Origin of the sequence: Aeromonas sp. ASNIH8 (genome assembly GCF_002919855.1) — a bacterium.
Classification (GTDB): Bacteria; Pseudomonadota; Gammaproteobacteria; order Enterobacterales; family Aeromonadaceae; genus Aeromonas; species Aeromonas caviae.
Window position 1 is genome coordinate 1 of the sequence record NZ_PQLN01000010.1, and the last position, 16727, is coordinate 16727.

Consider the following 16727-nt stretch of genomic DNA (forward strand, 5'->3'; position numbering starts at 1 on the left):
TCTACCGACTGAGCTAACGACCCATCGAAATCATTTTTTAAAGCATGGTGGTCGTTACTGGGCTCGAACCAGTGACCCCCTCCTTGTAAGGGAGGTGCTCTCCCAGCTGAGCTAAACGACCTGGGATTCAATGTTCAGAGTGGTGGGTCGTGTAGGGTTCGAACCTACGACCAATTGATTAAGAGTCAACTGCTCTACCGACTGAGCTAACGACCCACATCCTGAACCTTTCACCAACCGCATGTGGCGGCCAGTGTTACAACATGGTGGTCGTTACTGGGCTCGAACCAGTGACCCCCTCCTTGTAAGGGAGGTGCTCTCCCAGCTGAGCTAAACGACCTGGGATTCTGTGTTCAGAGTGGTGGGTCGTGTAGGGTTCGAACCTACGACCAATTGATTAAGAGTCAACTGCTCTACCGACTGAGCTAACGACCCACATCCTGAACCTTTCACCAACCGCATGTGGCGGCCAGCATTACAACATGGTGGTCGTTACTGGGCTCGAACCAGTGACCCCCTCCTTGTAAGGGAGGTGCTCTCCCAGCTGAGCTAAACGACCTGGGATATGACTGAAATGATGGTGGGTCGTGCTGGATTCGAACCAGCGACCAATTGATTAAAAGTCAACTGCTCTACCGACTGAGCTAACGACCCTCACCACGACCAGTGCCGACTGCATTACTGCTCCGGCTCTGACGGCGGCCTATATTACGGATTTATCATCCTGGCGCAATAGAAAAATCTTAAATTAAATCTGATTGTTCACTGCGCATACAAAGCAGAGAGTTCTTTACAAGAGTGTTACGAAAACAGTGACATGCAGCAATGTCACAGCTTGGCCAGACTCTGTTTGGCCAGCTGGGCCGGCGAGGTGTTGGGGTAACCCTTGATCACCTGCTCATAGAAGGCCTTGGCCTCTGCTTTTTTACCGTCAAGCTGGGCGAGCATGCCGAGTTTCAGCAGGGCATCGGCCCGCTTGGGTGACTTGCTGTATTTGTTCGCCACCGTGGAGAACTGGCTCGCGGCCCCCGCCCTGTCACCCTTGTTGAACATCAGCTGGCCGAGCCAGTAGTGGGCATTGGGAACATAGCTGGAGTTCGGGAACTGCTTGATGAACCCTTCGAAGGCAGGAATGGCCTTGTCATAGTTCTTCTCCTTGAGCACCATGTTCACGGCCGCGTCGTAGGCCTGGTTCTCATCCTGGTTGGTGGAGTAGTTGGCAGCCGTGGCAGGAGGCGTTGCAGCACCTGCAGCAGGTGTTGCGGGCGCGGCGGCAGGCTGGCTGTTGGCCACCTTGTCGAGCTCTTGGTAGAGTTGGCGCTGGCGCTCCTGGGACTGCTCCATCTGGTAGGTCTGCTGTTCCAGCTGACCACGCAGCTCGGAGACCTCCCCTTGCAGGGAGTCGACCTGTTGCTGCAGTTCGGCCTGCAGACGCAGACGGGCATTGAGGGTACGCTCCAGCAGAGCAACCCGGTCTTCCAGGCTGCCGGTCGGTACGATGGCACCATTGTTGCCGCTCAGCACCACGCCGCTGCTGCCAGAATCCCCGCTCAGATCGCTCACCGGTGCCGCCGCTTGCGCATTCAAAGCAACCAACACGGCCAGCGCAACACCAGCTTGCTTGTACACAGATTTCATTCGGATCAAACCTTAGCGTTTAGTGCAAATAAAACGGCCAGCGCATAGTCGCTCGCTGATACAGATTTCATTCGGATCAAACCTTGACGTTTAGTGCAAATAAAACGGCCATCGAAATGGCCGCTTGCATATAAACGAACTTCGTTCGACTCAAACCTTAGTAAACCAGGACCGCACGGCGGTTCTTGGCAAAGGCTTCCTCGGTGTGGGACAGATCCAGCGGCTTCTCTTCGCCATAGCTGACGATGGAGAGCTGCTCGGCCTGCACACCCAGGGTTTGCAGATACTTGGCAACAGCCTTGGCACGACGCTCACCCAGCGCGATGTTGTATTCCGGCGTACCGCGCTCGTCGGCGTGGCCTTCGATCAGTACCTTGACGCTCGGACGTTCACGCAGGTAGCTGGCGTGGGCATCCAGCAGGTCGGCGTACTGACCCTGAATGTCGTAACCATCGTACGGGAAGTAGATCACGTTGTCGCGTTGCAGCGCTTCGAACTTCTGACGCATCTGCTCTTCCGGGGACAACATGCCATTGGCGCCGCCGGTTTGTACGCCGCCCATGCCGTCGGTCATGCCGGACTCGGCGCCAGCGGCGTCGGAGTCGGAAGAGGAGCTACAGGCAGCCAGGGTGAACAGTGGCAGTGCGATGGCCAGACCCTTGAGCAGTTTATTGAGTTGCATGCTATTTCCTTAAACCTTTATAACAAAACAAAAAACAATCGATTTTTATCAATTCAAGAAGGGCGACCAAGCTGGTGCACGAATTTCACCGCTACTGGTCGGAAGCACTGCCTTGAAGCGACCGTCGGTCGACACCAATGCAAGACTCTTACGACCCTGATAGATGGTGGCATAAATGATCATGCTGCCATTGGGAGCCACACTTGGCGATTCATCCAGAGCACTCTGGGTCAGTACCAGCATGGCTCCATTTTCCATATCCTGGCGAGCGATGCGATATTGTCCCTGAACCCGGGTCACCATCACCATGGACTTGCCGTCCGGTGTGATGGATGCCCCCTGGTTGGAATCCCCTTCCCAGGTCATCCGGCGAGTCATGCCAGTCGCCAAATTTACGCTATAAATCTGGGGTTTGCCACCACGTTCAGAGGTGAACAGCAAAGTTTGACCGTCCGGCATCCAGGAGGGTTCGGTGTCGATGGTGCGGTTATTTGTGACTCGAGTGAGTTGCTTGCTAGCAACATCAACGACATAGATGTCAGGCTGCCCATCTTTGGACAGAACAATAGCCAAACGACGACCATCCGGAGACCACTCCGGCGCACCGTTGATGCCACGGAAGCTGGTGATCAGACTGCGCTGCTGGGTGTAGATGTCCTGCACATAGATCTCGGACTTCTGGTTCTCAAAGCTCACGTAAGCCAGCTTGCTGCCATCCGGCGACCAGGCCGGGGACATCAGGGGTTCACGGGAGCGCAGTAGAGTCTTCTCGTTGTAGCCGTCGTAGTCGGAGATCCGCAGCTGATACGGGAACTGGGTGCCCTGCTGCACGGAGACATAGGCCAGACGAGTCAGGAAGGCACCACGCTCACCGGTCAGACGCTCGTAGACGATGTCGGAGATGCGGTGGGCAAACTGGCGCATCTGGGCACCCGGGATGGTCGCCATGCGGCTGTCCAGGATGTAACCGTTCGCCTCACCGCCCTGGGTCTTGGCCAGCTGGCCTTTCAGGACGTCGACCAGCTCGAAGTTGATCTTGTAGGTGCCATCACCCACGGCGGCGATGGAGCCGACCACCACGGCTTCGACCCCCTGGGAAGCCCAGGGCGCGAAGTTGATCTCGCCGCTGGTGCTCGGCGTCTGCGGCATCTGGCCACGGGCCAGCGGCTTGAACTTGCCGCTGCGCATCAGGTCGTTGGAGACCACTTCCGCGATATCCTGCGGCAACTGGCCATTGCCCTCCCACTTGAAGGGGGCGATGGCGATGGGGCGCGCACTGTCGATACCGCCGGTGATGACGATGTCCAAGGCCGCCTGAGCGCTCTGGCCTAGCAGAAGGCAGCCAACCAAAGCAAAAAACACTTTTCTTATCATGGCTTAAATACTCTGTTCCAAAAAAATGAGAGGTGAAATCCCTTTATCAGCAGATGCTGCCAACCACGGTCATTGACCCCGTTCTATCACGCTTAGATGCTCGGTTCTAACTTGAGGTTAAACTCCTTCAACATCTCGAATGCCGCCGGATCCTTCGGCACCGGCAACTGGTTGGCCTTCAGAACCGCCGCCTTGCCGGAGCGGCAGACCGCCGGATCACCCTGACCGTTGTCCACCGAGATGACGAAGCCGCTACTGGCCAACTTGACACCGATAGTACATGTTTTGCCCCGCATGGTGGGATCCAAAATCATGTAGCGCTCGACCGTGGCCTTGATGAGGGCGGCATACTTGTCGACCTCGCCCTTGGCGGCTGCCGATGCTGCCTGACTGCGCGCATTGGCCTCGGCGGCCAGCTGCTGCTCCATCATGGCTTCCATCTCTTTTTGCAACTTGGCCTCTTCGGCCGCCTTGCGCTTGCGCTCCGCCTCAATCTTGGCCTTTCTGTCAGCCTCGGCCTTCGCCTTCTTCTCTGCGTCAGCTTTTGCCTTCTTGTCAGCCTCTTCCTTCGCCTTCTTCTCGGCCTCCGCCTTGGCTTTCTTCTCGGCTTCCGCCTTCGCCTTTTTCTCGGCTTCGGCCTTGGCCTTCTTCTCGGCTTCCGCTTTCTTGGCCTTGGCCTCTTCCGCCTTGGCCTTCTCTTCAGCCTGCTTCTTCTCCAGCTCTTCTTTTTTCTTCTTGAGCGCCAGCGCCTTGGCCTCTTCCGCCGCCTTGCGTTCGGCTTCGGCCTTCTTGGTCTTCTGCTCTTCCAGCTTGCGGGCTTCCTCGGCTTTCTGGGCCTTCTCTTCCGCCTGCTTCTGTTCAGCCTCTTTCTTCTGCTTGTCGGCTTCGGCCTTGCGGGTCGCCTCTTCGGCCTGCTTGCGCTTGGTCTCGGCGATACGCAGACGCTCCTGCTCCTGTGCCAGCTCGCGTTTGACGCGCTCAGCGTCTTCCTTGTCCTTCTGCTGCTGTGCAGCCTTGGGCTGGGCCTGCTTCTGCTGCTGGACCTGCTGCATCTGCTGCTCCAGCATTTCGCTGTCCATCATGACCGCATTGACGATCTGTCCCTTGGACTCGGGGCGCTTGGGTTTGCTGAAGTCGACACCGACCAGCAGGATGATGCCGATGATCAGATGCAGCAGCAGCGACGCGACGAGATAACCGGAAATACCACGCTTCACATCCATCTCCGTCAGTTCACCGGATCCGTCATCAGACCAACCTGAGGCACACCGGCTTTCTTGAGGGCCACCATCAGCAGGATCACCTCCTCGTAGCGTACGGACTTGTCACCGGCGACCACCACGGGCGCGTTCTGGTTGATGGCCAGATAGCCCATGGCCTTCTCGGTGATGTACTGCTGCATCGCCTCTGGGGTGCCGCTCGGTACGGGTTCGTCATCCGCCTCGCCGGCCTTGATGACGTACTCACCCTCGGTATTGACGCTGACGATGAAGGGCGGCTTGGAGTCTTCCGGCAACTGCTCGGACTCCGCCTGGGGCAGGTCGACCTTGACCCCCTGCGTGATCACGGGCGTGACCGCCATGAAGATGATGAGCAGCACCAGCATGACGTCGATATAGGGCACCACGTTGATCTCGGCGACCTTCTTGCGTTTGAGCCGCTGATAGGTTTGCATTACTTCTCACCCTGCTGTGCGATTTGGCGGTTCAGAATGGTGGTGAACTCGTCCATGAAGTTGGCGTAGGCGTTTTCCAGCCGTTCGACCTTGTTGGTGAAGCGGTTGTAGAAGATAACGGCCGGGATGGCGGCAAACAGACCCATGGCGGTGGCGATCAGCGCCTCCGCGATACCCGGTGCCACCATCTGCAGGGTCGCCTGCTGAACCTGACCCAGAGCGATAAAGGCGTTCATGATCCCCCAGACGGTACCGAACAGACCGATATAGGGGCTGATGGAGCCGATGGTCGCCAATACCGGCAGGTTGGACTCGAGATCGTCCACTGCACGGGACAGAGAGACCCGCATGGCGCGATAGGTACCGTCCATCACCGCATCCTGACCGCGGGCACCGGCCTTGAGCAGGCGGGCATACTCCTTGAAGCCGGAGTAGAAGATGTCTTCCATGCCTTCGATGTCGTCACGACGGGAGGAGGACTCCTGGTAGAGACGATTGAGGTCGACCCCGGACCAGAATCTGTCTTCAAACTGCTCCGAGGCGAGGTTGGCCGCCTTGATGGCCTTGGAGCGCTGGATGATCAGCGCCCAGGAGACGACCGACATGCCCATCAGGGTCATCATGACCAGTTTCACCAACAGACTGGCTTGCCAGAACAGGCCAATAAACGAAATTTCAGCGTGCACTTAACAGCACTCCCTTGATTTTTTCAGGTATTGCAACAGGTTTCATTTGCGGATGACTGACACAGGCGATCTGTACCATGGCCTGAGTGATCAGCCGTCCATCAGCCGCCAGGATCTGCTGTGAAAAACGCATGGAAGCGCGTTTCACTTCAGTTACTTGCGTCATTACGGTCAGCAGTTCATTGAAGCGGGCCGCCGCGCGGAAGTCGATTTCGGTGCGACTCACCACAAACGCGATCCCTGCCTGCAGCAGGACATCCTGTTCGATGCCGCCTGCGCGCAGGAATTCGGTGCGGGCCCGTTCCATAAACTTGAGATAATTGGCGTTGTAGACGATGCCTCCGGCATCCGTGTCTTCGTAGTAGACACGCACCGGAAACTCAGAGACTTCCCCCATAAAAATCTGTGATCCATTCGACAGTCAGATGGGGGGCTATCATAGCGCAGGGCTGAATAGGAAAGAAGCAGGGGGAGACAGGGAAATCCCGTCTCTTCCTGTTTTTTATGGCGTGCTGCGGCGCCGACAGACCGAAGACCACAGGGCTGTCAGCATCGCAAGAAAAGCGGAAAAGAGAAGTGGCTGCGAGCGGCGTGACGAGCGAGGTTCGGTTGCTCTGACCGGGCGACGGCACGCCCGTCAAAAAAAGAAGAAGGAGGTGGGCTGATGCCGACCTCCTTCATCATTTATGGCAGGTAGTAGCTGCTGGTCAGCCAGAGCCCGCAGAGCAGGCTGGGCAGGGCGAGCCAGGGGAAGAACAGCACGCGACCCACCAGGCTGCGCGGGTGAAACCCCAGTCCATGCATGACACCGCAACAGACCGCCCACATCAGCCAGGGCGCAAGCCAGAGGCCGTGCTCACTGGTGTTGGCCGCGACCAGGTTGGGCGCCTGCAAGATGGCGACAGCCAGCAGGGCCGCCGCCAGCAGCATCAGACCTTGCCATGGCTGGCGCTCCAGAGGAGCGGCCAGCCGGGCGAGCCTGTCACTTGTCTTCATCAATCTGACGATCCAGGTTCTCGGTGTGCTCCAGCCAGAGCGCATTGATAATCCCAAACGCACAGGCCAGCAGCAGCCCCAGGATCCAGGTGAAATACCACATATCAGGGCACCTTCTTAGTAGAGCGATTGTTGGTTGTCTTCGATGTGCTTGTTACTCACCCGGCCGAACATCTTGATGTAGGTCCAGATGGTGTAAGCCAGCACGGTCGGCACGAAGACGACTGCGACTACCGTCATCACCTTGAGGGTGTTGAAGGAGGCGGTGGAATCCCACATGGTCAGGCTCTGGGACGGCTCGAGGCTCGAGGGCATCACGAACGGGAACATGGAGAAGCCCGCGGTCAGGATGATGCCGGCGATGGCCAGGGAGGAGAACAGGAACGCTACCCAACCCTTGTCCAGCTTGGCCGCCACGGCGGTCAGCAGACACATCACCAGACCCAGCACGGGTGCGGCAATCATCCAGGGATAGAGGTTGTAGTTCTGCATCCAGGCACCGGCCTGCACCACCACTTCCTTGTGAAGGGGGTTGGTGACGGCGTCGGTGGCGACGGAGCCCACAATCACATAACCATCCATGCCGCTCACCCAGACACCGGCCAGGGCGAACAGCACCAGGGTCAGCAGGGAGAAGATCATGGCGGCGGTGCGAGAGCGCGCCAGCACTTCACCTTCGGTCTTCATCATCAGCCAGGTTGCACCCTGGGTGATAATCATGAAGAGGCTCACCAGACCGGCCAGCAGACCGAACGGATTGAGCAGACCGAAGAAGTTGCCGTGATAGGTCATCATCAGGAACTGGTTGAAGCTGAACGGTACACCCTGCAGCAGGTTGCCGAACGCCACCCCGAAGATAACAGGGGGAATGGCGCTACCAGCAAACAGAGCCCAGTCCCAGTTGGAGCGCCACTTGGCGTCTTCCTGCAGGGAGCGGTACTTGAAGCCGACCGGACGGAAGAACAGCGCCATCAGGGTCAGGATCATGGCGATGTAGAAGCCGGAGAAGGCCGCCGCATAGACCATGGGCCAGGCGGCAAACAGGGCACCACCGGCGGTCACCAGCCAGACCTGGTTGCCTTCCCAGTGCGGCCCCATGGTGTTGAGCATCACGCGACGCTCCACATCCTTCTTGCCGACGAAGGGGAGCAGGGCGCCCACCCCCATATCGAAACCGTCGGTGATGGCAAACCCGATCAGCAGCACGCCGACCAGCACCCACCAGACCAGACGCAACAGTTCGTAATCAAACATGGGTCACTCTCCTTATGCCTTGCTCTGTTCGAAGTGGTACTTGCCCGTCTTCAGGCTGCTTGGGCCCAGGCGCGCATACTTGAACATCAGGTACATCTCGATGATCAGCAGTACTGTGTAGAACAGGAAGATCCCGATCAGAGAGAACCAGATCTCGGACGCAGGAATGTTGGATGCAGAGACATAAGTCGGCAGCATCTCGGCGATGGTCCAGGGTTGACGACCATACTCAGCGACAAACCAGCCAGCCTCGATGGCGATCCAGGGCAGCGGAATGCCGTACAGCAGCGCCTTGAGCAGCCACTTGCGCTCACCGATCTTGTGGCGGGTGCTGTCATAGAAGGCCAGACCGATCAGCACCAGCATCAGGATGCCGCAGGCAACCATGATGCGGAAGGCGAAGAACAGCGGCAGTACCTGCGGGATGGAGTCATCCACGGCAGCCTTGATCTGCTCGTCGGTGGCGTCGGTCACATTGGGGGTGTAACGCTTGAGCAGCAGACCGTAGCCCAGATCCTGCTTCACTTCGTCGAAGCGGGCGCGGGTATCGTCGGACTTGTCACCGGATTGCAGCTTGGTCAGCAGGTCGTAGGCGGTCATGCCGTTGCGCACGCGCAGCTCATGCTCGCTCTTGAGATCCTTGAGACCAGTTACCTGACCGTCCAGGGAACGGGTGGCGATGATGCCGAGGGCATAGGGGATCTTGATGGCGTAGTCGGTGCGCATCTCCTCCTGGTTCGGGATCCCGAACAGGGTGAAGGATGCCGGAGCCGGCTCCGTGTTCCACTCGGCCTCGATGGCCGCCAGTTTCACCTTCTGCACTTCCCCGGTCTCGTAGCCGGACTCGTCACCCAGCACCAGCACGGAGAGGATGGAGGCCATGCCGAACGCGGCCGCGATGGCGAAGGAGCGACGAGCGAACGCCACATCACGATTCTTCAGCAGGTAATAGGAGGAGATCCCGAGCACGAACATGGCGCCCGTGGTATAGCCTGCCGCCACGGTGTGGACGAACTTGACCTGGGCAACCGGGTTGAACACCAGGTCGGCGAAGCTCACCATCTCCATGCGCATGGATTCGAAGTTGAACTCGGCACCCACCGGGTTCTGCATCCAGCCGTTGGCGACCAGGATCCACAGTGCGGAAAGGTTGGTCCCGAGCGCCATCAGCCAGGTAGCCGCCAGGTGCTGGCGCTTGCTGAGACGATCCCAACCGAAGAAGAACATACCGACGAAGGTGGACTCCAGGAAGAAGGCCATCAAGCCTTCGATGGCCAGCGGGGCCCCGAAGATGTCGCCGACATAGTGGGAGTAGTAAGCCCAGTTGGTACCGAACTGAAACTCCATGGTGAGCCCGGTGGTAACCCCGAGGGCAAAGTTGATACCGAACAACTTGCCCCAGAACTTGGTCATGTCCCGGTACACTGTGTTGTTGGTCATCACATAGACAGACTCCATGATCGCCAGGATGAAGGCCATCCCCAGCGTCAAGGGTACAAACAGGAAGTGATAAAGGGCCGTCGCAGCAAATTGGAACCGCGATAGGTCTACCACATGCTCAGCAATCATGATGTTTCCTCACCGATTATTGGCACGGCTATTTTAAGTTTTAAGGACAAAGCTTCCATAGGAAGTCCCCGAACGGTCGGTCACCCCTCGCGGACTGACCGGATTCGACTGCCACCACATTAACAACAAGGCAATATACAGGAACAAAAAAAGCTAATGTTTAACATCTAATAAACAATAACCAGGGTTCTATTCCCGCCTATAATGATCGCTGTTTTATATCACCTTTATTTGATTGAAATCAATGTAAAACCACCCTCAATACATGTTTTTTCAAGGTAACTTATGGGGCTTTTCCCATTAATTATGGGAGCTTCATCACAAAAAACACCAAGCCGTAAATAATTGATTTAAATCGATTTTATGACACATCAAAATAGTTTCAATTCTGTTAAACAAATACGCAACCCCGGAAATAAAGCCCTCGCGTCTCGATTATTTCAATAAATGGCCAGGCTCATCCAAAAATCAATTTAAACCCAGTAAAAACACATGTTTATGCGGATTGACACCCCCACCAAAATCATTAGTTTATCTAATCAAAAGCCCATAGATTTTCTTGTTTGTCCCACCCGGAAAGAGCTCCTACAATGCGCCTCGCAGTGAGGGCATACCTCTGAATACAGGCCGGTCATTCCGGGTTCCCGGTACGTATTCGATGAACATTTCGAACCTGTTTGTTGGGATTAATGATGAAAAAGTTTGTTGCCAAGACCATCCGTTACTACAAGCTTTCTTTCGTTCAACTCTATCAAATGAACCGACTCTGAAGCCTCGCGACGGCTCCTCTGTTTTTTCCCGACCGGTCTGCAGACGCGCTCACTGTCTGTGAACATCCATCCTGAATTGTCTTTGCCCACCGCCTGTGCCGTGGGCTTTTTTTTGCCCGCAAAACAAAAAGCCGCCTCAAGGGCGGCTTTTTGGTTCATATCGCAACGTCTACTGATCTGCCGGTCGTTCCAGGCCAAAGTGTGCGTAGGCTCTCTGAGTTGCGATCCGCCCTCTGGGTGTACGTTGCAGATAGCCTTGCTGGATCAGATAAGGTTCCAGCACGTCTTCTATGGTGTCCTTCTCCTCACCGATGGCGGCGGCCAGGTTGTCGAGCCCGACGGGCCCCCCCATAAACTTGTCGATGACGGCCAACAATAGCTTGCGATCCATGAAGTCGAAACCTTCGTTGTCCACGTCCAGCATGTCCATGGCTCGGGCAGCAATGGGTCCGTCAATTCGCCCGTCAGACTTCACCTGGGCAAAATCTCGTACCCGCCTTAACAAACGGTTAGCAATCCGCGGTGTCCCCCGGGAGCGACGGGCTACCTCGAGAGCGCCGTCTTCCGTCATGTCGAGCCCGAGGCAGCGGGCGCTGCGAGAGACGATGTCGGTCAGGTCCTTGACGTTGTAAAACTCGAGGCGCTGCACGATGCCAAACCGATCCCGCAGGGGGCTGGTGAGGGAGCCGGCCCGGGTGGTGGCACCGATCAGGGTGAAGGGAGGGAGATCGAGCTTGATGGAGCGGGCCGCTGGCCCCTCCCCTATCATGATGTCGAGCTGGTAGTCCTCCATGGCCGGATAGAGCACCTCCTCCACCACCGGGCTGAGACGGTGGATCTCGTCGATGAAGAGCACATCGTTCGGTTCCAGGTTGGTGAGGAGCGCCGCCAGATCGCCGGCCTTCTCCAGCACGGGGCCCGAGGTGGTCTTGATGTTGACCCCCATCTCGTTGGCGACGATGTTGGCCAGCGTGGTCTTGCCAAGGCCGGGAGGCCCGAAGATCAGCAGATGATCGAGGGCCTCCCCGCGCTGGCGGGCGGCCTCGATGAAGATCTCCATCTGATCGCAGACGTGATCCTGTCCGGTGTAATCGGCCAGCTTTCTGGGCCGGATGGCCCGATCGATGATCTCGTCCTCACGGGCGGCACCGGCCGAGATGAGGCGATCCGCTTCAATCATTGTCTACCTCACACCAGGCTGCGCAGGGATTCACGAATGATCTCCTCTACCGACATGCCGTCGGCAGCCACCTTGCTGACGATCTGGCTGGCCTGCTGCGGCTTGTAGCCGAGGGCCACCAGTGCACTGGCCGCCTCCTCGCTCGCATCCGGGGCTCGCAGCGGGCTCTCTTTCGCGGGCAGGGTGATTTCGGCCGGGGAGAAGAGATCGTGGCTGACCCAGCCCTTGAGGCGGTCTTTCATCTCCACCACCAGGCGCTCGGCGGTCTTCTTGCCCACGCCGGGCAACTTGACCAGGGAGCTTATCTCCTCGCGCTCGACGCTCATCACAAACTGGGTGGCCGTCATGCCGGAGAGAATGGCCAGTGCCAGCTTGGGGCCGACCCCGTTGGTCTTGATCAGCTCGCGAAACAGCGCCCGCTCCTGCTTGTGGTTGAAGCCGTAGAGCAGCTGGGCATCTTCACGCACCACGAAGTGGGTGTGAATGACGGCCTCCTTCCCGAGTTCGGGCAGATCATAGAAGCAGCTCATGGGCATATGAACCTCATATCCCACCCCTCCGACTTCCAGCAACACCTCGGGGGGTTGCTTCTCGATGATGACGCCTCTCAAGCGACCGATCATGTTCTTTTCCTCGCCACGCAGACTCTCGCAAATTGGGTCATAGCATAAAGAATAACTGGATAAGTATCCAGCATAGGTCCATGCAGATCATGGGATGACCCGCTCTTCATACCCGGCCATTTCCCTCGTTCAGAACACTGTCTGTCACTTTATTTTCCATCGGGGATGGCACATCTTCGTCATTGATTGAACACTGAAATGGTCTTGTTCGGCACCATGGAAGGCTTGAATCATGAAAATCGTCACCACATCCAACCTCGGACTCACCATTCTGCTCGGCTGCACCCTGGGCATGGGGGCGATCGGCTGGTATGGCAGCCAGCGGCTGGCTGATCTGCTCTCCTACGTCCTGGGGGCCGCCTGGCAGACGGCAGATGGTGCCATGGAGGGCTCCATCGAACTCGGCAACCAGTCGCTCTATATCCAGAAGATGCTCTCGGGGATCCCCCTCGACGCACCGGAGCTGCAACGGGCAAAAGAGGCGGCCAGCGACGCTTTGCGCCGGGTGGAGCAAGGCGGGCTCATCGATGCGGCAGCCATCACCACGCTGAAGCAGCATGAGCAGACCTATCAGCAAGAGCAGGCACAGCTGCTGACCCTCTATCGCACCTTCACGAGCGCCGATGAGGCGCTGCGCGCCAGTTCTGAACGCATGTCACGCCTCTCGACCAGGCTGGAGGTGATCGGTGACGAGGCCGTCGAGAGCCTCACCCGCTCACCGGATCAGGCCATCAGCTGGAACGGCGGCCTTGCAACCCGCTGGCAGGCGGCCGATGGCAGCATGGAGGCCAACATCGGATTCCTGCGCCAGCTCTATGCGCTGGAGAAGATGCAGAGCGAAGGCCTCACTCCTGCCATCCAGGCCGAGCTGGCACAAGCCACCCGCTTCTATCAGGACGCGGTTGACGGCATGCTGGCAACCGGCCAGTTCGATGTGCCCGGCGACGGGGAGTTTGCAGGCCAAATGCTCTCCACCCAGTATCGTGCCCTGCAAGCCGACAATGCCCGCCTGATCCGTGAATGGACCACAGCCCTGAGCGCTTATCAGAACCAGCTGGCCCGTTACGAACACAGTGCCGACCAGCTCAGGCTGGCGCTGGTCGAGGTCGAGGCCCAGGGGGACGCCACCGTCGAGGATCAGGTTCACCAGCTCAACGCCATCATCGACTACACCAGGGGACTCATCCTGGGGGGCTTGCTGCTCAGCCTGCTGATCGTCACCGGCTGCGGCTTCTGGCTGGTTCGCACCATTGTTCGCCCGCTACTCCAGGTCGACAAGCGCATGCAGGACATCGCCGCCGGGGAAGGAGATCTCAATGCCCGCATCAACCTCTCACGCGACGACGAGATTGGCTCCCTGGCCGGCAGCGTGGATCGCTTCATCGAGAAGCTGCAGAAGATGATCAGCGCCACCATGGACAACAACCAGCACATCAACCAGCACGTGCACACCTCGGTCAACCGGGTCCAGGCCATCAGCCAGAGCAGCCGCCAGACCGCTGCGCATGCCCAGGCGCTGCACCACGACAGCGAGCAGATGGTGCAGGTGGCCACCACCATCTCGGGCAACTGCAACCTGGCGGCACACAACGCCAACGAGGTACGCCAGCTCACCACGCAAAGCAGCCAGTATGTCTCCTCCGCCACCGCCGGCATGCAGCGGGTGGTCATGGAGGTGGGTGAATGTGCCACCGCCATCAACGCCCTCAAGGAGCAGGCAGGGCAGATTGGCCAGATCATCTCCACCATCAGCAATATCTCGGAGCAGACCAACCTGCTGGCTCTCAATGCCGCCATCGAAGCCGCCCGGGCGGGCGAGATGGGGCGCGGTTTTGCCGTGGTGGCCGACGAGGTGCGCACCCTGGCCAATCGCACCGCCACCTCCAGTGCCGAGATAACGGATGTGATCAACAGCATCCAGCAGCAGACAGAGCAGGCTTATCTGATGATGCAACGTAACCTGAAAACCGTGGAATCGGGTATGGCGGACTCCGACAACACCAAGCAGATCCTGTTCAAGGTAGAAGAGGCCATCGATCTGCTCGCCGACATGGTGCAACAGGTGGCAGAGGCGACCAGCCAGCTCTCCCACACCCTGGGGCACACCACGGGCAAGGTTTCGGATATCAGCCTGCAGGCCCAGACGGGCGAACAGGAAGCCCAGGAGTGCCTGCAACTGGCCTCCTCCCTCCATCAGGCCAGCCAGCAGCAACAGCAGTTGCTGTCGCAATTTCGGGTCTAGTGCGGGCGGGGCAAGGCCCCCGCCCTACCCCAGCGCCGCTGAATTTAGCCCTTGGGCCGGGGGGCTTCGCCTGTTAAAATTCCGCACTTGAAATTTTCCAGGGCCAAGCCGCCCGAACTAGCGAAGGTCTACCGCGATGCGTACCAGCCAATATCTGCTTTCCACTCTCAAGGAAACCCCCTCCGACGCTGAAGTTGTCAGCCACCAGCTGATGCTGCGCGCCGGGATGATCCGCAAACTCGCTTCCGGCATGTACGCCTGGCTGCCGACCGGCCTGCGGGTCCTGAAGAAGATTGAAAACATCGTCCGCGAAGAGATGAACAATGCGGGTGCCGTCGAAGTATCCATGCCGGTGGTACAGCCCGCCGAGCTGTGGCAGGAGTCCGGCCGCTGGGATGACTACGGCCCCGAGCTGTGCCGCCTGACCGACCGTCACAACCGCCCCTTCGTGCTGGGGCCGACCCACGAAGAGGTGATCACCGCGCTGGTCCGTTACGAAGTGAACAGCTACAAGCAACTGCCGCTGAATCTGTACCAGATCCAGACCAAGTTCCGCGATGAAGTGCGCCCCCGTTTCGGCGTGATGCGTGGCCGCGAATTCCTGATGAAGGATGCCTACTCCTTCCACATCGACAAGGCCTCCCTGGTCGATACCTATGAGAAGATGCACGCGGCCTACTGCACCGCCTTCACTCGCATGGGTCTGAACTTCCGCCCGGTGCAGGCCGATACCGGCTCCATCGGGGGCACCGGCTCCCACGAATTCCAGGTGCTGGCCGAGAGCGGTGAAGACTTGATCGCCTTCTCCGATACATCCGATTACGCCGCCAACATCGAGATGGCCGAAGCCCTGGCACCGGCTGGCGAGCGCGCTGCCGCAACCAAAGCCCTGACCAAGGTGGCCACCCCGGCCGTCCACACCATCGACGAAGTGGCCACTTTCCTGAACGTGGCGCCGACCGCCATCGCCAAGACTCTGCTGGTACTGGCCGAGGAAGACGAGCACGGCAAACAGGCCGTCATCGCCCTGGTATTGCGTGGCGACCACGAGCTGAACGAAATCAAGGCCGAGAAGCTTTCTGGCGTGGCTAACCCGCTGACCTTCGCCAATGACGAGCAGATCAAAGCGGCCGCCGGTTGCGACGCAGGCTCCATCGGCCCGGTCGGCTTTGCCGGTCGCATCATCGTCGATCGCAGCGCCGCCCATCTGAGCGATTTTGTTTGCGGCGCCAACGAGACCGGTTTCCACCTGACAGGTGCCAACTGGGATCGCGACATCGCCTCTTTTGAGGTTGCCGACCTGCGCAACGTGGTAGAAGGCGACCCGAGCCCGTGCGGCCAGGGCAAGCTGCTGCTCAAGCGCGGTATCGAAGTGGGCCACATCTTCCAGCTGGGTACCAAGTACTCCGAAGCGATGAAGGCGAGCGTGCTGAACGAAGGCGGCAAGTCCGTCACCATGGAGATGGGTTGCTACGGTATCGGGGTTTCCCGTCTGGTGGCTGCCGCCATCGAGCAGAACAACGACCAGTACGGCATCATCTGGCCGGACGCCATCGCCCCGTTCGAAGTGGCCATCGTGCCGATGAACATGCACAAGTCCGAGCGCGTGGCCGAGCAGGCACAGCAGTTCTACGCCGAGCTCAAAGCCGCCGGTGTGGACGTGCTGTTTGACGACCGCAAGGAGCGCCCGGGGGTGATGTTCGCCGACATGGAGCTGATCGGTGTGCCCCACGCCATCGTCATCGGTGACCGTGGTCTCGACAACGGCGTGGTGGAGTACAAGTGCCGCCGCTCCGGCGAGAAGCAGGAAGTGGCGATCAAAGAGATCGTTGCCCTGCTCAAGGCCAAGCTGGGTCGCTGATAACGCGACATACCGCCTTTCGCTTTTCATAGGAAAGCCCCGAGTGCCACGGCACTCGGGGCTTTTTATATGGCTCTCAGCCATGATGCACAAAAATGCGTCTCCAGCGTGAACCAATGAGATAACTGCATTGCCCTGTACACGGCACAGCTGATTTCCTAGACTGGCGCTCTTTAC

16 protein-coding genes and 6 tRNA genes are annotated in these 16727 nt (G+C 58.5%); 2 read left to right on the forward strand and 20 right to left on the reverse strand.

Annotated elements, in window-relative coordinates; translation table 11 throughout:
* Positions 1–45: 45 nt before the first annotated feature.
* From C3418_RS04305 to ruvA, 20 genes are all read right to left on the reverse strand, one after another.
* Positions 46–121: transfer RNA gene (locus C3418_RS04305), tRNA-Val, on the reverse strand.
* 19 nt (positions 122–140) lie between these two features.
* Positions 141–216, reverse strand: a tRNA-Lys gene (locus C3418_RS04310).
* 48 nt (positions 217–264) lie between these two features.
* Positions 265–340, reverse strand: a tRNA-Val gene (locus C3418_RS04315).
* A gap of 19 nt (positions 341–359) precedes the next feature.
* Positions 360–435: transfer RNA gene (locus C3418_RS04320), tRNA-Lys, on the reverse strand.
* 48 nt (positions 436–483) lie between these two features.
* Positions 484–559 (reverse strand) — tRNA-Val (locus C3418_RS04325).
* Positions 560–578: 19 nt separating this feature from the next.
* Positions 579–654, reverse strand: a tRNA-Lys gene (locus C3418_RS04330).
* Between the two features lie 174 nt (positions 655–828).
* The gene (gene ybgF / locus C3418_RS04335; RefSeq protein WP_181023063.1) at positions 829–1638 is read right to left on the reverse strand and encodes a tol-pal system protein YbgF; all 810 of its coding nucleotides are present in this window, start codon (positions 1636–1638) and stop codon (positions 829–831) included.
* Between the two features lie 157 nt (positions 1639–1795).
* A complete protein-coding gene (gene pal / locus C3418_RS04340; protein WP_010672877.1) occupies positions 1796–2320 on the reverse strand; it encodes a peptidoglycan-associated lipoprotein Pal in 525 nt (174 codons plus the stop codon).
* Positions 2321–2368: 48 nt separating this feature from the next.
* The gene (gene tolB / locus C3418_RS04345; protein WP_010672876.1) at positions 2369–3694 is read right to left on the reverse strand and encodes a Tol-Pal system beta propeller repeat protein TolB; all 1326 of its coding nucleotides are present in this window, start codon (positions 3692–3694) and stop codon (positions 2369–2371) included.
* 92 nt (positions 3695–3786) lie between these two features.
* Positions 3787–4917 (reverse strand): cell envelope integrity protein TolA, encoded by a 1131-nt coding sequence (gene tolA / locus C3418_RS04350; RefSeq protein ID WP_042014603.1) that lies wholly within the window; start codon positions 4915–4917, stop codon positions 3787–3789.
* Positions 4918–4922: 5 nt separating this feature from the next.
* On the reverse strand, positions 4923–5369 hold the full coding sequence (gene tolR, locus C3418_RS04355) for a protein TolR (RefSeq protein ID WP_010672874.1): 447 nt from the start codon (positions 5367–5369) through the stop codon (positions 4923–4925).
* A complete protein-coding gene (gene tolQ, locus C3418_RS04360) occupies positions 5369–6043 on the reverse strand; it encodes a protein TolQ (RefSeq protein WP_213320854.1) in 675 nt (224 codons plus the stop codon). Before tolQ ends, tolR begins: the two co-directional genes overlap by 1 nt.
* 1 nt (position 6044) lies before the next feature.
* On the reverse strand, positions 6045–6452 hold the full coding sequence (gene ybgC, locus C3418_RS04365; RefSeq protein ID WP_010672872.1) for a tol-pal system-associated acyl-CoA thioesterase: 408 nt from the start codon (positions 6450–6452) through the stop codon (positions 6045–6047).
* Between the two features lie 287 nt (positions 6453–6739).
* Positions 6740–7051: a cyd operon YbgE family protein gene (locus C3418_RS04370; RefSeq protein ID WP_039039483.1), complete on the reverse strand. Its 312-nt coding sequence runs from the start codon at positions 7049–7051 to the stop codon at positions 6740–6742.
* Complete coding sequence (cydX, locus tag C3418_RS04375; protein WP_005331536.1) at positions 7038–7154, reverse strand: cytochrome bd-I oxidase subunit CydX; 117 nt, start codon at positions 7152–7154, stop codon at positions 7038–7040. Before cydX ends, C3418_RS04370 begins: the two co-directional genes overlap by 14 nt.
* A gap of 14 nt (positions 7155–7168) precedes the next feature.
* Positions 7169–8305 (reverse strand): cytochrome d ubiquinol oxidase subunit II, encoded by a 1137-nt coding sequence (gene cydB, locus C3418_RS04380; protein WP_010672870.1) that lies wholly within the window; start codon positions 8303–8305, stop codon positions 7169–7171.
* Between the two features lie 12 nt (positions 8306–8317).
* Positions 8318–9874 carry a cytochrome ubiquinol oxidase subunit I gene (locus tag C3418_RS04385; protein ID WP_010672869.1) on the reverse strand — a complete coding sequence of 519 codons (1557 nt, stop codon included), beginning with the start codon at positions 9872–9874 and terminating at the stop codon, positions 8318–8320.
* 686 nt (positions 9875–10560) lie between these two features.
* Positions 10561–10803 carry a hypothetical protein gene (locus C3418_RS04390; RefSeq protein ID WP_029313687.1) on the reverse strand — a complete coding sequence of 81 codons (243 nt, stop codon included), beginning with the start codon at positions 10801–10803 and terminating at the stop codon, positions 10561–10563.
* A gap of 10 nt (positions 10804–10813) precedes the next feature.
* Entirely contained in the window at positions 10814–11824 is a 1011-nt protein-coding gene (ruvB, locus tag C3418_RS04395; RefSeq protein WP_041211014.1) for a Holliday junction branch migration DNA helicase RuvB, read from the reverse strand.
* Positions 11825–11832: 8 nt separating this feature from the next.
* Positions 11833–12447 carry a Holliday junction branch migration protein RuvA gene (ruvA, locus tag C3418_RS04400; RefSeq protein WP_010672867.1) on the reverse strand — a complete coding sequence of 205 codons (615 nt, stop codon included), beginning with the start codon at positions 12445–12447 and terminating at the stop codon, positions 11833–11835.
* A gap of 232 nt (positions 12448–12679) precedes the next feature.
* On the opposite strand from ruvA, the gene C3418_RS04405 reads away from it, so the two are divergent.
* Both C3418_RS04405 and C3418_RS04410 read left to right on the forward strand, forming a co-directional pair.
* Positions 12680–14689, forward strand: a complete 2010-nt coding sequence (locus C3418_RS04405; RefSeq protein ID WP_103858041.1) for a methyl-accepting chemotaxis protein — start codon at positions 12680–12682, stop codon at positions 14687–14689.
* Between the two features lie 136 nt (positions 14690–14825).
* Positions 14826–16550 carry a proline--tRNA ligase gene (locus C3418_RS04410; RefSeq protein WP_103858042.1) on the forward strand — a complete coding sequence of 575 codons (1725 nt, stop codon included), beginning with the start codon at positions 14826–14828 and terminating at the stop codon, positions 16548–16550.
* The last annotated feature ends 177 nt before the right edge of the window (positions 16551–16727 follow it).

What these genes read in the sequence shown, in the direction of transcription:
- C3418_RS04385 (WP_010672869.1), bottom strand. Translation starts at nt 9,874, where the DNA reads ATGATTGCTGAGCATGTGGTAGACCTATCGCGGTTCCAATTTGCTGCG.
- C3418_RS04390 (WP_029313687.1), bottom strand. Translation starts at nt 10,803, where the DNA reads ATGAACCAAAAAGCCGCCCTTGAGGCGGCTTTTTGTTTTGCGGGCAAA.
- tolA (WP_042014603.1), bottom strand. Translation starts at nt 4,917, where the DNA reads ATGGATGTGAAGCGTGGTATTTCCGGTTATCTCGTCGCGTCGCTGCTG.
- cydX (WP_005331536.1), bottom strand. Translation starts at nt 7,154, where the DNA reads ATGTGGTATTTCACCTGGATCCTGGGGCTGCTGCTGGCCTGTGCGTTT.
- tolR (WP_010672874.1), bottom strand. Translation starts at nt 5,369, where the DNA reads ATGCAAACCTATCAGCGGCTCAAACGCAAGAAGGTCGCCGAGATCAAC.
- cydB (WP_010672870.1), bottom strand. Translation starts at nt 8,305, where the DNA reads ATGTTTGATTACGAACTGTTGCGTCTGGTCTGGTGGGTGCTGGTCGGC.
- ruvA (WP_010672867.1), bottom strand. Translation starts at nt 12,447, where the DNA reads ATGATCGGTCGCTTGAGAGGCGTCATCATCGAGAAGCAACCCCCCGAG.
- tolB (WP_010672876.1), bottom strand. Translation starts at nt 3,694, where the DNA reads ATGATAAGAAAAGTGTTTTTTGCTTTGGTTGGCTGCCTTCTGCTAGGC.
- C3418_RS04370 (WP_039039483.1), bottom strand. Translation starts at nt 7,051, where the DNA reads ATGAAGACAAGTGACAGGCTCGCCCGGCTGGCCGCTCCTCTGGAGCGC.
- pal (WP_010672877.1), bottom strand. Translation starts at nt 2,320, where the DNA reads ATGCAACTCAATAAACTGCTCAAGGGTCTGGCCATCGCACTGCCACTG.
- C3418_RS04410 (WP_103858042.1), top strand. Translation starts at nt 14,826, where the DNA reads ATGCGTACCAGCCAATATCTGCTTTCCACTCTCAAGGAAACCCCCTCC.
- ybgF (WP_181023063.1), bottom strand. Translation starts at nt 1,638, where the DNA reads ATGAAATCTGTGTACAAGCAAGCTGGTGTTGCGCTGGCCGTGTTGGTT.
- C3418_RS04405 (WP_103858041.1), top strand. Translation starts at nt 12,680, where the DNA reads ATGAAAATCGTCACCACATCCAACCTCGGACTCACCATTCTGCTCGGC.
- ybgC (WP_010672872.1), bottom strand. Translation starts at nt 6,452, where the DNA reads ATGGGGGAAGTCTCTGAGTTTCCGGTGCGTGTCTACTACGAAGACACG.
- ruvB (WP_041211014.1), bottom strand. Translation starts at nt 11,824, where the DNA reads ATGATTGAAGCGGATCGCCTCATCTCGGCCGGTGCCGCCCGTGAGGAC.